Annotated in this window: 11 protein-coding genes; 9 read left to right on the top strand and 2 right to left on the bottom strand. The window is 48.1% G+C overall.

Annotation, left to right across the window (positions count from 1 at the left end):
• Positions 1-7: 7 nt before the first annotated feature.
• Positions 8-814 carry a peptidoglycan editing factor PgeF gene (gene pgeF / locus V6C93_RS05865; protein WP_333475716.1) on the bottom strand — a complete coding sequence of 269 codons (807 nt, stop codon included), beginning with the start codon at positions 812-814 and terminating at the stop codon, positions 8-10.
• Positions 815-945: 131 nt separating this feature from the next.
• On the opposite strand from pgeF, the gene V6C93_RS05870 reads away from it, so the two are divergent.
• The 3 genes from V6C93_RS05870 (at position 946) to V6C93_RS05880 (ending at position 7,990) form a co-directional block, all read left to right on the top strand.
• The gene (locus tag V6C93_RS05870) at positions 946-1,776 is read left to right on the top strand and encodes a biotin--[acetyl-CoA-carboxylase] ligase (RefSeq protein WP_333475717.1); all 831 of its coding nucleotides are present in this window, start codon (positions 946-948) and stop codon (positions 1,774-1,776) included.
• A gap of 110 nt (positions 1,777-1,886) precedes the next feature.
• Complete coding sequence (locus tag V6C93_RS05875; RefSeq protein WP_333475718.1) at positions 1,887-3,626, top strand: M23 family metallopeptidase; 1,740 nt, start codon at positions 1,887-1,889, stop codon at positions 3,624-3,626.
• A 554-nt stretch (positions 3,627-4,180) separates the two neighbouring features.
• On the top strand, positions 4,181-7,990 hold the full coding sequence (locus V6C93_RS05880; protein WP_333475719.1) for a PAS domain S-box protein: 3,810 nt from the start codon (positions 4,181-4,183) through the stop codon (positions 7,988-7,990).
• A 164-nt stretch (positions 7,991-8,154) separates the two neighbouring features.
• On the opposite strand, the gene V6C93_RS05885 is transcribed toward V6C93_RS05880, so the two are convergent.
• Entirely contained in the window at positions 8,155-8,844 is a 690-nt protein-coding gene (locus V6C93_RS05885) for a riboflavin synthase (RefSeq protein WP_333475720.1), read from the bottom strand.
• Positions 8,845-9,117: 273 nt separating this feature from the next.
• Between V6C93_RS05885 and V6C93_RS05890 the strand changes: the two genes are divergently transcribed.
• The 6 genes from V6C93_RS05890 to V6C93_RS05915 all read left to right on the top strand — a co-directional run bounded on the left by V6C93_RS05890 (position 9,118) and on the right by V6C93_RS05915 (position 15,528).
• Positions 9,118-9,273, top strand: coding sequence for a hypothetical protein (locus tag V6C93_RS05890; protein ID WP_333475721.1), 156 nt, complete (start codon positions 9,118-9,120; stop codon positions 9,271-9,273).
• 11 nt (positions 9,274-9,284) lie between these two features.
• Entirely contained in the window at positions 9,285-9,791 is a 507-nt protein-coding gene (locus tag V6C93_RS05895) for a bifunctional nuclease family protein (RefSeq protein WP_333475722.1), read from the top strand.
• Positions 9,792-10,015: 224 nt separating this feature from the next.
• On the top strand, positions 10,016-11,146 hold the full coding sequence (locus tag V6C93_RS05900) for an aldo/keto reductase (protein WP_333475723.1): 1,131 nt from the start codon (positions 10,016-10,018) through the stop codon (positions 11,144-11,146).
• A gap of 222 nt (positions 11,147-11,368) precedes the next feature.
• Positions 11,369-11,980, top strand: coding sequence for a hypothetical protein (locus tag V6C93_RS05905; RefSeq protein ID WP_333475724.1), 612 nt, complete (start codon positions 11,369-11,371; stop codon positions 11,978-11,980).
• A 137-nt stretch (positions 11,981-12,117) separates the two neighbouring features.
• Entirely contained in the window at positions 12,118-14,727 is a 2,610-nt protein-coding gene (locus tag V6C93_RS05910; protein WP_333475725.1) for an OmpA family protein, read from the top strand.
• Between the two features lie 57 nt (positions 14,728-14,784).
• Entirely contained in the window at positions 14,785-15,528 is a 744-nt protein-coding gene (locus tag V6C93_RS05915; RefSeq protein ID WP_333475726.1) for a Rab family GTPase, read from the top strand.
• The last annotated feature ends 93 nt before the right edge of the window (positions 15,529-15,621 follow it).

A 15,621-nucleotide genomic window follows, 5' to 3' on the forward strand; every position in this document is an offset into this window, starting at 1 on the left:
CACACTTTTAGTTGCGTGTCTTACTCACAATCCCCGACCACTGGACTTTTTTGAGCTTATCCCGGCGATAAGAGAAGAAATGCTCGGGTTTTTGGTAAGTGCAGTAAGGCGCGATCGCAACTTGCTCAGCACTGATACCCAGTTGTTCCAACTGTATCGCATTCACCCGCCGCACATCTAAGCGCACTCGTCCCGGATGCGCGTCTTCGAGTATGGGGGAGTCGGGTAGCTGCTGCAAGAAATCCAGAATAGCCTCTAGCGATTCTGCTTTATCTTGTGGTATAATGCTCGCCCCTACTTCAGACGCGACCGCCTCGGATACCTGATACACCTCACCAGCGATCGCAGGCCCCATCGCAATCCGCAAATCTTCCAACCGACTACCGGAGTTAATCAATCGTGCGATCGCATTCGGTACGATTCGAGTAGCAGTGCCCCGCCAACCCGCATGTACTGCTGCCACTTGACCCGTTTTTTCATCTGCAATGAGTACAGGCGTACAGTCTGCGGTACAAACCCACACCGCCTGCTGAGGTTGCTCCGTCAGGATACCATCAGCTGAGGGTCTTTCTACCTCCTCTTGCCCTTCTTGGTGCACAGGGATGGCGTTTTCTATCTCCGAAGGGGTCAGTACTGTGTTGCCGTGTACTTGTTTAACGCGATAAACCTGAGCCTCAGGCTGGAGTACGCCCACAATTTCCGACGGTACACGGGGCGAAAACGCTGACGTGAAAAAGCCGTGTTCCCAGTCTTGGAGAAGGCTACAGGTCAGATAAGGCAATTCTTCCCAGGTCTGCCAGTGCCAAGTATGCATTACAGTATTTTGAATAATTGTTTCAATCACGCTCTATGACCTTGTAGAACAGCTGCCCTTAAGTCCCGGATTTGTGAAATCTTAGTTGATCTATGCTAACGTAGGCAACGATTTACTTCGCTCCCGTAATAATGGGATTTAATCAGCAACAGTTTAAGGTCGCTCTCCAGGACGTGAGAGAGCAGCTATCTGTACACGACAACCTCCCAGAAATCGGGCAACCTCAAGGGATGTCTCTCCAGGTATTTGAAACGCTTCCTTCTACCAACCAAACCCTCTGGGAATTACTCAACCAAGGGGCGGCAAGTGGAACTGTTATCATTGCCCAACAACAGACAGCCGGACGGGGCCAGTGGGGGCGTCAATGGCAATCGACACTGGGTGGACTCTACTTATCTCTCGCTTTAGCTCCCAATCTTCAGGCATCTAATAGCGCTCAGCTAACCCTGTGTAGTGCATGGGGTATTGCCACAGCCTTGAGGAGTTACGATATACCAGTCTTCCTCAAGTGGCCTAATGACTTACTGCTGTTGGGGCGCAAACTAGGGGGTATTCTAACCGAAACCCGCGTGCATCAGGGTCAAATTACCAAAGCCGTCGTGGGTGTCGGCATTAACTGGAGCAATGCTGTCCCGGAAACGGGCATAGCCCTGCAATCCTTTTGTGAAGAACAGTTAAGTCCACGTTCAAGGGTTACGTCCTTGGAGCAGTTAGCGGCAATCGTGATACAAGGCATCAAATTCGGATACCAACGCTGGTCAGAGCAGGGAATAGACAGCTTGTTACTGTCTTATCTAGAGTTACTGGATAGTCTTGGACGCCAAGTTATTGTTGATGGCAACCCCGGCATGATCACGGGCGTCACCCCCAGTGGAGAGCTAAGAATCTGCTTAAACTCGGCGGCAGCCCCTACAGAAATTTGCCTCAAGCCCGGTACAATCAGTCTTGGTTATCACGGGTAATTATTAAAGGGTGAATTACCAAAGCAAGTTTGTATTGTTCAGCACATTGATTGACCGAAACTCTTTATTCTTTCTAATAACTTACTTACGTGATGAGGAATGAGTCGGAAATGACAAAAAAAGCCAAATCTGGGTCTGATTACACCCCTTTAAGCCTCTTCTATCGGTCTCCTAAGCTGATGGCAGGATTGAGTTTAGTGGGTGGTTTCAGTATACTCAGCAGCAGTCTTGTGATCGCGCAAACGGATTCCTTTGTAGATCAGGCAAGTGCACCCCCTGCCACTACGGTCAAAGCGGCATCGGCACCGGCACCGGAACCTCCAGCCAGACGCAAGCCAGTAGTGACCACGATTATTGTGCCCGTGAATTCAGCACCCAGAGCCAATCGTGAACACGTAGCTCCAGCCCCACCCCCCGCCCCCATCGCGGCGAAAAAACCTTCCCCATCACGAACAGCAGAGACAGCCTCCAGGAAACCGTCTGCTTCACGACGCAAACCAGAAACGGCGCTCAGGAAACCCTCTACCCCAAAACCATCACCAGAGGTCGCCTTCAAGAAACCTCCTACCCTCAGACGCACAGCTGAGGCACTAGGCCCCGTCATTTCTGTCTCAAACAAACCCACATTGGCTGCGCCTGACTTGTCTATAGCCGACACCGAAACTGTAGCCCAGCCTCCTAAGAGCTATCTCAACCCTAGCCAAACCCCTGAAGAGAGTGCCAAAGCTCCCGATGCACCCACTAATCAGTACATTGACCGCACTGACTACAGTATTGGATCAACTGATAGCAAGGAGAAACCTGCTTCTGTTGTCCTGAGCGATCGCTCAACAGGTTGTAGAACTGTATCGCAAAATGGGCAACTTTTGAGTGGAATCTGTGGTGTCGCCGCGCCTAGTCAACAAACAGCAACGCGACAAACGACCACAAGAGACATCGCGAACAAAAACACTATCAACCCAGAACTAGCAAACCGACTCACAGCAAGTCAACCAACGGATAACTTCAGTCGTACCGTTCAAGAACCTCGGCTGGCTAAAGTAACCACTCAGGCACTCCAACTGGCTAAAGTAACAACACAGGTGCTCCAACTGGATAAAGTAACCACTCAGGAACCGCAGCTAGCTGGAGTAAAAAGACTACCGACACAATTAGTTGCCTCTACTGGGTCTGTTAAGCTCGGTTCAGCCAGATTGAGGCTCAGGGGCATTCACCAACCTCGGCAAAAGACATACTCTGCGTATTCTCCCCGACCCGTCGATTTATTACCCGCTGCATCCTTCTCTTTCCCAGAGGGTTCGACCTCATCAGGGGGTCAGGCTTACTACAATCTGACCAGCCGACCAGAAGGGCGTCCCAATGTCGGTAATGCTAATTTCATGTTTCCTCTGGCAATCCCTAGCGCCGTCAGCTCACTATTTGGTTGGCGGATTCATCCTATTACGGGAGATTACCGTTTTCACGCTGGTACTGATATAGGGGCAGCGGAAGGGACTCCCGTACTCGCCGCTGTTGCAGGGCAGGTGATTACGGCTGATTTTATGGGCGGCTACGGTCTAACCGTAGTTGTACAACGTCCAGATGGCAAGGACTTAACCCTCTACGGTCACCTTTCAGAAATCTTTGTCCAACCCGGTGATCAGGTGGAACAGGGAAATGTCATTGGACGGGTTGGCACCACCGGTCTTTCTACGGGTCCCCACTTACACTTTGAATGGCGGCATCAAACTCCCAACGGCTGGGTGGCGTTGGATGCCGGAGCCAATATTGAGTATGCTCTAGGACAATTCATGAAATCGCTACAAGTCGCGCAGGCTACACCCGAGTCAGTTCCGCAACGAGGTTTTTAGAAGCGAGCGTGAGGTAGGGGGTGAGCTGAAGAAGGCAGAAGAAGGAAGGCAGAAGGTAACCAAATGGAAGGAGATTTTGACCTATCCCCATTGGCAGCCACTAAATCAAAGATATGGTGGGCGATTGAAACCCTTGCTCCTTTCAGTCGCAGGCATTGGACGAAGGCATTCCTTCTGTCTTCTGCCTTCTGCCTCCTCACGCTTTGCTGCGGTGCCTTCCGCCTTTTGCTATAGCTGATATTGAGACAAGCAATCAGCTTCACTGGTGCCGTTCGCGTAGCGTCTCGTTCGCCCTAGGCGTTCCGAAGGAAAGAGAAGGCCATCGCACCAGCTCAAGGCTCAAAGAAAGCTAAGTCCAGTGATTAATAAAATATCAATGTCTACCCAACAGTAGATGTTCATAATGTTGCATTTTAGTAATAAAGATGAACCATTATCTCCAAGAATGACATCCTAAATAATAGGCAAGTATAAAATCGCACAAAAAAAAAGCTGCAACAGTTCTGCGATTTTGTATTTTTTAATTAAATCGTTATACGGAAATATTTAACGCGATGGAGACAGGCACATCGGAGTGTAAACTCCATGACGGCACCTTAGTATCCGTATTACCTGTAGCAATATTTCGCACAGATATCGCAGGACATTATTCATTTGTCAATGAGTACTGGTGTGAGATTGCTGGAATTACGGCAGCAGAGGCTGAGGGAAGCGGTTGGGCGCAAGTCCTGTATCCAGAAGACAAAGAACGTGTCTTTGCTGAATGGTATCGCTCAGCACAAGAAAAGATACCATTTCACTGTGAGTATCGGGTTCAACATCCCGATGGTAAGACTACTTGGGTTCTAGGTCAAGCCGTCGCCGAAAAAGACGAAACCGGAACTTTAATAGGCTACATTGGCACCATTACGGATATCACCCAATACAAACAGACAGAGGAAAGGCTGCGCTCGACGCAGGAGTTTCTAGTCAAATTATTGGACTATACACCAGCACCCATTTACATTGTTACGGCTGACGAGCAGCGCTTGCGCTTGGTCAACCGTGCCTGGGAAGAATTGATCGGCATCCAGCGAGAGGAGGCGATCGGTTACTTGATCGAGCGACTGTTCCCGCCAACCGTAACGCAGCAGTTCAAGCAGGTGAATCAACAGGTTCTTGATACGGGGGCTTCTGTCATCGCTGAGGAATTCATTGATGTTGCCGATGGGCGGCACTACTTCCACACTGTCAAGTTTCCCATCAAGGATGCTTTGGGACAAATAGAGGCAGTAGCGGGTATCTCATTGGATATCACACAACGCAAGCAAGCTGAAGAGGCACTGCGCCAGAGCGAAGAACGTTTCCGGCAAATGGCGGAGAATATCCATGAGGTCTTCTGGATGGCCAACCCAGAACTCACTCAAATGTTGTACGTTAGTCCTGCATACGAGTCAATCTGGGGGCGCACTTGCGCGAGTCTGTACGCTCAACCCAGATCGTTTATCGAGGCGATTCATCCCGATGATCGGGAGCGAGTCCTTGCCGCCTTTGAACAACACAGGCAAAGTGGGTTTTCCCACGAATATCGGATTACACAGCCTGATGGGTCAGTGCGTTGGATAGGGGAACGCGGCTTTCCAGTTCGCAATCAGGCAGGGCAACTCGAAAGCTTTGTTGGTGTCTCGGAGGATATCAGCGAGCGCAAGCAAGCAGAAGAGGCGCTACGAGAGAGTGAGGCACGATTCCGACTGATAGCAGAGAACTCTACTGATATGATCTCGCGCCATACGCCAGAGGAGGGAATTTTTCTCTATGCTTCACCGGCCTGCCAGACGCTTCTGGGCTATGATCCTGAAGATCTAGTCGGGCACTCGGCTTATGAATTTTTCCATCCAGATGATTTAGCCCAAATCAGAAAAAGTCATGCGACCATCCTGGAATTGCCAGTGACTTATACCGTTGCCTATCGTCACCATTGTAAAGACGGACATTACATCTGGCTGGAAACAACCTGCCGTACCATACGAGACCCACAGACCGGTGCAATCCTAGAAATTCAATGTGCCTCGCGGGACATTAGTGAGCGCAAGCAGGCAGAGGCAGCACTGCGACAACAGGTCAAGAGGGAGCAACTGATTGCTCGCATGACGCAACGCATCCACCATTCTTTGAACTTGGAGGAGATTCTCAAGACAACAGTCGCCGAAGTGCGGCAATTTATTGAGTGCGATCGCGTGATTATTTATCGCTTAGAATCCCACCAGAGCGGGGTTGTCGTTGTAGAATCGGTAGGCTCTGATTGGAGAAGCATTTCGGGAACAATTATCAACGATTGCTACTTTGCAGAAAAATATTTCCAGCTTTACCAACAGGGACGAATCCAAGCTCTAGAGGATATCTACACAGCAAATCTCACCCCCTGTCACGTCGATCTACTGGCTCGCTTTCAAGTTAGAGCCAACTTGGTGGTGCCGATTGTGCAAGAGGAACAGTTGTGGGGACTCCTGGTGGCACAGCAGTGTAGTGAGACACGGCAATGGCAGCCGTCGGAGATTGATTTACTCAAATCATTAGCTACTCAGGCTGCGATCGCAATTCAGAAATCTGAACTTTACGCACACTCACAAGCAGATATCGCGCAACGCCAGCAGGCAGAAGCAGCACTCCAGCAGCAATTTCTCAAAGAGCGATTAATTGCCCAAAGCGCCCAGCGTATTCGCCAGTCCCTTAACCTAGAAGAGATTCTCAACACGACAGTCGCTGAAGTTCGGCAATTTCTTGCCTGCGATCGAACGATCATTTTCCGCTTCGAGCCAGATTGGAGTGGAGTTGTGGCAGTGGAATCTGTAGATGAGGGGTGGACTCCGATCTTGGGCGCTAAATTCTATGATCATTGCTTTGAGATAGATTATGTTCGACCTTACCAAGAGGGTCGTATCCAAGTTCTAGAGGATATCTACGCAGGAGGACTAAGCCCATGTCACATTGATTTACTAGCTCAGTTTCAGGTTAGAGCTAAATTAGTCGTACCCATCATCCAAGGGGAACAGTTGTGGGGACTGCTGGTTGCCTATCACTGTAGCAGTCCACGGCAGTGGCAGCACTTTGAAATCGATTTGCTTAAATTACTTTCCACCCAGGTAGCGATCGCACTCCAACAAGCCCAACTCTATCAGCAAAGCCGCATGGCAACACAGACAGCCCTTACCCAAGCACAGCAGCTAGAACAAACTTTAAGTGAACTCCAAAAAACACAAGCTCAGTTGGTGCAAAGTGAAAAAATGTCCAGCTTGGGACAGTTAGTTGCTGGGGTAGCTCACGAAATTAACAACCCCGTTACCTTTATTTCTGGCAATCTTTCTCATGCTGAAAGCTACACCCAAGACCTCTTAGGGTTAATACAGCTATATCAGGAGCAATACCCCAATCCTACTCCAGAAATCTCCTCAAAAATTGAAGAGATCGATCTAAAGTTCCTGATTGAAGATTTACCAAAACTGTTGGGTTCAATGAAGGTTGGGGCAGAGCGAATTTGTGAGATTATCGGTGCGCTGCGTAACTTCTCCCGCCACGCCGAAGCAGAGATTAAAGCCGTCGATATTCACGAAGGGCTTGATAGTACGCTGATGATTTTGCAAAATCGCCTGAAGGCTCAAGGAAAGCATCTTGAAATTCAGGTGATTAAAGAGTACGGCAACCTGCCTCTAGTTGAGTGCTACGTGGGACACCTGAATCAGGTGTTTATGAATTTAATCAGCAATGCAATAGATGCTATCGCGTATCGCTGGGATGCTAGCGCATCCCACTACGCTAACAATGCCTTGGAAGAGTTGAATGTTGGTCACGATAGCGTGACGCAAAGCGATAGCGAGCTACGAGCGTCAGCGTTAGCGAGTCTTCGCCCAAGGGACGGCGCGAAGGGCGAACGAGCGTCAGCGTTCCCCGTTAGCGTTACGCGAAGCGATAGCGACGAAGGAGCGTCAGTGGGCGGGCAACGCCCGACAGGAGTAGGTTCTCAAGAGTTGAATGTTGAAAATTCAAAACAGTCTTCTAACTTTCAACCTTCTAACCTGCAACCTTTAACCCTCTCCAACCTGCAACCTTCAACCCCTTGTCTTCGGATTAGTACCGAGGTACTCAGCAATGGCGAGGTAGCAATCCGGATTGCAGACAACGGGCTAGGTATGACGGAACAAGTAAAAGGGAGAATATTCGACCCCTTCTATACCACCAAAGCTGTAGGGGCTGGTACAGGTCTGGGATTGTCCATTAGCTATCAAATTGTAGTCGAAAAACATGGCGGTCAGCTACACTGCGAAAGCGTGCTGGAGCAGGGTACGGAGTTTGTAATTCAGATACCACTATGGCAACGTGAGAGCTAAATTTGATGCTACATATACATTTGAATGCAACTTGTATAACACTATTTTATCTCACCTTAAATTTTCCTTAAAAAGGGAGATTTTAACTGAATTATTCTTACTTTTGAAGGGAGATTGAAGGTTGCCTTAGAAACTTTCAACTTGGAAACTTTCAACTTTCAACCTTAAAGATACCCATGTTCTGCCAGAAAGGCAGGTGTAATGTCCTCTAGCTGCTCAGATGGAGATACGCGGTGACCGAGCAGCTTGTTGACATACTTGCCGAGGATATCACTTTCTAGATTGACCCAGCCGCCAATCTGTAGGTAGCACAGATTTGTTTGGGCATAGGTATGAGGAATCACCGCTGCTTTGAACCAGCTACCTTGGGGGTCACAATCAGCAATCGTCAAACTCACGCCGTTAACCGCGATGCTACCTTTCGGAATGAGATAGCGGGCAATTTGGCAGTGCCACTGGTTGGTTAAGGATGCCGGGGCCGTGAAACACATCTCCCAGGAATTAGGTGTTTGTACCGACTCCTGCAAACAACCCACTCCGTCAATATGGCCTGTGACAAAGTGCCCACCTAACTTGCCCCCGACTCGCATTGACGTTTCTAAATTGACATAAGGAGCTGCATACTGTCGTTGCCCCAGAGTTGTGCGGTACAGGGTTTCATCTGAAGCCGTTGCCACAAAACCATGAGATAAAATCTTCTCTACAGTTAGACAAATTCCATCGACAGCGACGCTGTCACCAATCGCTAAATCCTGTAAGATTAGCTCCGAGGCGTCAGTGCGACAGGACACATCGAAGTGATCGCCACCGAGCGATCGAAGGGTTCCAAGGGCTTGTATTAATCCTGTAAACACCGTTTCTTGTTTAATTCCTCCTAATGAGTGGCGATGTCGCGACTATAAGTTAGCGAGGGGGCAAAGAGACAAGGAGGGAGTGGCATAGACTCTCTGAAAAATTTCCATTGTCCGTCCATCTACCCATCGCCATCCGCTTGACCTCGGAGACTCCCCCAAGTCTTCGCCGTCCCCAATCCCTGTCTGGGTTAAGTCTCCATCACCCTGTATGTTTTTTTCGTGAAGTCCCAAAGCAATCGTCCTGAGACTGGGGCATACTTGGAGAATACCACCTTGTTGATCCCGATTAAATTAGGTTCTCAAGGGCTGATATTACGGTTGCTCGGTCAAGTGATGAGAACAAAACTAGCCGTGTATGTTCGAGTCGCTTGCCGTAGAGTACTATTTTACCGCTCTGCTTTGATGCCCGTGATGCTGACCGTGTTATAGAGGCTAAGCCGATGATTGAAATGAGAGTTGCTGGAATTGCAATAGATGCTATTACCAAGAGTCCGATTGTAATGCTCAAGGATTCCTCGGACAGACGAGCCTTGCCCATTTATATCGGGCAAGATCAAGCAAAGGCAATTATCAGCGCTTTGGAAAAACAAGCACCTCCCCGGCCTCTCACCCATGACCTCATCGTCAATCTGCTGGAAGGATGGAACATGAAGCTGGAGAAGATTATCATTCACTCGCTTCAGGATAATACCTTCTACGCCATCCTAAGTGTGCGTCAGGGGGAAGCCAAGAAAGAGATTGATGCTCGTCCCAGTGACGCGATCGCGATCGCTCTGCGGACGGGTAGCCCCATCTGGGTTATGGAAGAGGTGGTTGCCGATGCTTCTATTCCAGTAGACCGAGACGCTGATGAAGAAGAAAGACGTGCCTTTCGGGACTTTGTCGCCAACATTCGACCCGAAGATTTTACCCAGCGCCGGGGATATAAAACTGGCCCAGACTCCTAGCTTGGCCTTCAATTGTTCGGTCAGCGAGGGAACTGGGTTAAATGTTAGAAGGTTGAATGTTAGAAGGTTGAATGTGTAGGAAGGTTGAATGTTAGAAGGTTAATCGGCTAACCTGAAACCTGCAACTTCCCAACGTTCAACCCCATCCCCTTCTCGGTCACCTTGAAGAAAGTGGGTGGAAATCAGTAAGCTGAAGGCTGATAGCTGGATGCTGAGAGCTTAAAATGCGTTATCGACGGTTTGGGAAAACGAATCTGCTTCTTTCGGTCTTTTCCCTAGGAACCATGCGCTGTTTAGCCTCTGAGTTAGAGGCTTTTCAAACTGTACAACACGCGATCGCTCAAGGGATTAACCACCTGGAAACCGCTAGGGGTTACGGTAAGAGCGAACAGTATCTGGGCAACATCCTGAGAACAGAACTCAATGTGCCGCGAGAGCAGCTACACATCACCACAAAGCTGCCACCAACGCCGGATGCGGACTTGATGCGTCAATGGCTCGATGAGTCCCTAGAACGCCTCCAACTTGACTATTTAGATTGTTTAGCCATTCATGGCATCAATACCTGGGAGCATCTCGCTTGGGTGGAGTCCCCAAAGGGTTGTATGCAGGCGGTACGAGAAGCGGTGGCACAGGGGCGGGTACGGCATGTCGGCTTCTCCACTCATGCTCCACTAGAGGTTATTTTAGCGGCAATTAATACTGATTTATTTGAATTCGTTAATCTCCATTACTATTACTTCTTCCAGCGCCATACAGCAGCAGTTGAGTTAGCCCATCGCCGAGATATGGGCATCTTCATCATCTCCCCAGCCGACAAGGGAGGACGCCTGTACACTCCACCGCCCAAGCTAGAACAACTCTGTCATCCCTTCTCGCCCTTGGAGCTGAATTATCGATTTTGCCTGAGCGATCGCCGCATTACCACCCTTAGTGTGGGTCCGGCTAACCCCGATGAACTAAGGGCTCCGCTGAGGGTTGCTCACCAAGATGAGTCTCTAACACCGATGGAAGTTGAAGCACTTCGGCGTCTGGAAACTCAAGCGGAGAATGCCTTGGAAACGGATCGCTGTAGCCAGTGTTACGCTTGCCTCCCTTGCCCAGAAAACATCCACATTCCAGAAATTTTAAGGTTGCGGAACCTTGCTGTAGCTTACGACATGACTGACTTCAGTCAATATCGCTATCAAATGTTTGAAAACGCCGGTCACTGGTTTCCCGGAGTCAAGGGTAATCGTTGCACCAGTTGTGGTGACTGCCTACCTCGATGCCCCTGTGAACTTGATATACCAGCGCTGCTCTCGGACACCCATCAACGTCTTAACGGACTACCTCGGCGTCGGCTTTGGCAATAGTACCATTGGTCGCTATACTGCTGTTGTTTTTTAACTTTGTGTGGAACGCTTCCACAAGACTTGCATTCCTAAGCAAACAGCGATCTTTGTTATAGTGATGGCAATCGTCGGGAAAGCGCTGCTTTTAAGAGAAAATCAAGAGGCTGGGTTGTTATCGAGTAATGGCATAGCCTCAAATACGACCTTCGTACACAATAACGACTACCCATGAGAGGGAAAAACATGAGGGACATTAGTCAAGAAGAAATGCGAGAACGAATGGGGAATATAGACCTAATTCGTGATATAATATTTGGCCCTAAACTTCAAGAATATGACAGTCGGATCGATAAGTTAGAATCTCACTTATCTTTGCTAGAGAAAGAAATGCACGATCGCATTGAGCATGTCAAAACTGACTGCTTGACGGAACTCCGCTCATCTGTTGACTCTTTAGAGCAAAGAATCAAGTCTCTCAACCTGACCTTTCAGAAAGATAACGCTGATATTCGGCAACTCATCGATCGCAGTTACCAAAATTTTTCTGGCAGTCTAGAATCAATTGATAAAACACTCGTCAGCCAGACAACATCGATTCGTAAAGAACTCTTGGAAACTAGAGAAAAGCTTCAAGACGATACTCGAAATCTCAAGTCTCTAATTCTTGATGAACTGGAAAAGCGGTTCTCACTACTTACTAGCGCCAAGGTTTCCCGAAATGATATGGCAGACATTCTATTTGAGCTGGGCTTAAGGCTAAAAGGCACTGACTTGGCTAAAGAGCTTAAAGAAGTGAGTAACAACAATGAGTCGAATGATGTTCTCTTAATAGAAGCCAGCAAAGTTTCAGAGTGAACTCAACTACCAACTAGCCCTAAGTGGTAGAGTTGCTTGATTAAATTTCTGGGGTTTAAAATTTTTGGCTCCAGTAAGATTTTCATCGGGTGACATCTACCCGCCTAAGTGAAGATTTAGGGGAAGCAGATTAGACTATGGCTTCATCAAAAGAAAATCCATCGGGTAGCTCCCAGCTAAAAGGATTGGTGGATTTATTGGCTGATTTACAAATTCTCAATTCAGCGCAAAAACCTAAAGAGGAATCTACTCTGGCTCAGAAAGATGTACGCAGCCAGGGTGAATCTCAGGGTTCTCTATCGGTGGAGGAATACCAGAATACACCAACAAAGGCTGATGAGCTTCATGCAATGCGATCGCCTACATGGGAGCCTGAGAGCCTCACTCTAATTCAGTCTGAGCTAAAGGAAGAGCCACCTCAAGAGACTACGAATTTAGCCGATAACTCTTTAGTGCTAAAAGACTCACTCCGCGTGGAGGAAGGAGAAGCCAACAGACTTTCTCAGTCTCATCAGCCAGAACAGCAACAAGAAGAGTCTAAAAAACCATCCCTTCTATCTTTAGTTGTTGAATATTTACAAAACAGACGATCTCAGTCTCATCAGCCAGAACAGCAACAAGAAGAGTCTAAAAACTCATCCCTTTTATCTCAATCCCTTGAATTTTCGCCAAACGGGCTATCTCAGCCTCATCAGCCAGAACAGCAACAAAAAGAGCAAGAGTCTAACAACCAGCCCGCTCCCCCTGAAGTGGATTTGAGTCAGTCCAAAATCTTAGAGACGCCGCCCGAACAAATTTTTAATCAGTTGCTTGAATCTCACTGGCAAAAAGCTCAACGAAACGAGTATAGCACTCACTCCATTGGCGCAACGGCTAATCAAGATGTAGAGAATTCCATCACCCTATTTGAGCGCTGGCAACGCCTGCTCCTGACTCAAGAAGTAATGGATTCTCGTCAGGCGATCGCAGAATTTAAAAAGAAAGTAGAGGCTCTTGAGCATCAGATTTATGAACCCGCAGAATTAATTAATTTACTTCTGCCTTTAATTGCCGAAATCTTGACTCTAAAAGTTACCGATGCCAGGGAAGACGTTGCTCGTGCGATCGCTCCTGTTGTTGATGAGATGATTCAGCGTCGAGCTCAACAGGATATCGTCGCCATTAGTACAGCGTTGGCTCCTGTAATACCAGAAGCCGTTGCCAAACAAGTCCTCAACTCTCCTGGAGCCTTAGCCAAGGCACTGGGGCCCGAAATGGGAACTGCGATCAAAGAACAGATTATGTTAGAGCGGGATGCAATGGTGGATGCTCTCTATCCCGTCATTGGCAGTACCATTTCTAAATACATGGCGGAAGCCATTCAATCAATTAATGAAAAAGTCGAGAATGCCTTCAGCATAGAGGGATTTTCTCGCAAAATTCGTGCCAAGATGCAGGGCATTTCCGAGGCAGAACTCATCTTCAGGGAGGCAATGCCTTTTACCATCCAAGCGATGTTTTTAATTCACAAAAGCTCTGGATTGGTGATTGCTGAAGTGCAACCCTCAGATAGCCAGCGCCTAGAGTCGGAAATGGTGGCAGGAATGCTCACCGCAATTCGCAGTTTTGTGAATGATGTGATCGCCCAGACTGGAAGTGTTTCTGAGATCGATCAAATTGACTATGGCGACTCGAAAATTATTCTGGAAGTGGCGGGATACTGTTACCTAGCAGCGGTGACTAAAGGGGAACCTCCCAAGTCATTTATTCAGAAGATGCGCAGTACCCTGGGTACTCTTGTGCAAAAACAGGGTAAACCCATCGAATTATTTGATGGCGACCCTGATAATGTCCCTGAAGAGGTACACCAGTTCCTTGAAAATTTAACAAAACGACCTGAGACAGCTTCCGAGGCTCACAACGCTAAACCCCCTGTTGCTCTGATCCTAATCGGTGTTGTGGTGTTCAGCGCAATTGCCCTACCTCTAGGAATTTATCACAATCTCAGTTCAACGGATCGCCGCCGAGAAGAAGACGTTAGCTTAGCCTTGGCATCCGATCCAGAGCTAGCCCTTTATCGTGTTGGGGTAGACGCCAATCTCGGAACCATCAAGCTTAGCGGAAAGTTGCCCAATCAATATCTCCGCTCAAAAGCCGCAAAAATTGCTCAGGAAGTCGAACCTAAACTGAAAATCCACAATACCATCATCCCCGTCGAAGTGCCTCCCGATCCGGTATTAGCGGCTGCTGAGGTAAAGCGAGTCGCTAATCTCCTAAATCAGCTCCAGGGTGCTGTGATTTGGGCTGATTACACTGAGGGGGCAGTCACCGTAAAGGGAGCTGTGCTTCAACAGGAAGATGCGAAAAAAATCACAAAAGCATTTTTGCAAATTCCTGGAGTTAAGTCCGTCAGCAACACAGTACAACTCCAGCCTCTAGCGATCGCTTCCCGCCTTTACTTTGACCAGGGTTCCTCTGAGATCAAATCAGAAGAACGTTCAAAAATTGCTCAGATCAGGGTATTTCTCGATCAGTACCCAAACAAGCATCTCAAGATCATAGGCCATACTGACCCCAAAGGCACGGCTACTGAAAATCAGCAATTGGCACTGGAACGAGCAAACAAGGTAAAAGGCGTTCTTGTTGCTCAAGGCGTTGATTCCAAACGACTGCAAACTGAAGGGACACTAGATGCTCCCATTGGTGTAAGTGCTGAGCAACTCCCCCTATTAAGTCGTTGTGTAGAATTTGAGATAATTTCACCTTAAGGTTAAGCCGTTCTGCGTGAGTGAGGAATCAGCGGTGAGTAACAAGCATCTATTATCATGTCACTGATCTCTAAAAAAATCTGCATCATTGGTGAATCTGAAGTCGGCAAAAATAGTCTGATTCGCCGCTTTGTAGACCGCCAGTTCAGTGACGAATATCTTTCGACCCTGGGGGTACAGATTTCCCGGAAAACTCTAGAATTACAAGGAGTAAACTCGCCGTACAAGCTGAATCTACAGTTACTGATTTGGAGCATAACAGGACATCCTAGATTTAAGGCGATCGCTCCCACTTACTTACAAGGAAGCATCGGAGCTATTGCCGTTGCCGATCTCACCCGCCCAGAAACCATTGAACGGCTTCCAGAGCATATTCAACTATTTTTAGCCATCAATCCTAATGGGTTTATCATCGTCGCCTTGAATAAATGTGATTTACTTGAACCGGAACAACGGGAAGCACTAATTCAGCTTTATAAATGGGAGCAGGTATCAAAAATCTATCTCACTTCAGCCAAGACTGGCTCATACGTTGATGAAATTTTTCTCCACATCGCTTACAAAATTTCAGAATCCTGCGGCAATGGCTTTTCCCTGTATCAAAACTCTCTTGAACTCAATGACTTCTCTAACCGTACAAGAAGGGGGGAGGGGAACCGGAGTTTTAATAATAATGACGCAGAGCCTTCCTCAAAGGCGCTCCCGAAGGAAAGTCACAAAGGTAGGGGGGAAGAAAATCAGAGTCAATTTCTCTTGGGACTTGATCTCGCTACGCCTTGGACGTTAGCGCGTCCTGTTTAGACACTTAAAAAGAATGCTTGGTGAACGCTATCACCGCCTCATCCCTTCCATAAAGCTCCTATCTCCTGCTCATCTGCAAGTGACCTCCCTCTT

The organism is Allocoleopsis sp. (assembly GCF_036703385.1).
In the GTDB taxonomy this organism is placed as follows: domain Bacteria; phylum Cyanobacteriota; class Cyanobacteriia; order Cyanobacteriales; family Coleofasciculaceae; genus Allocoleopsis.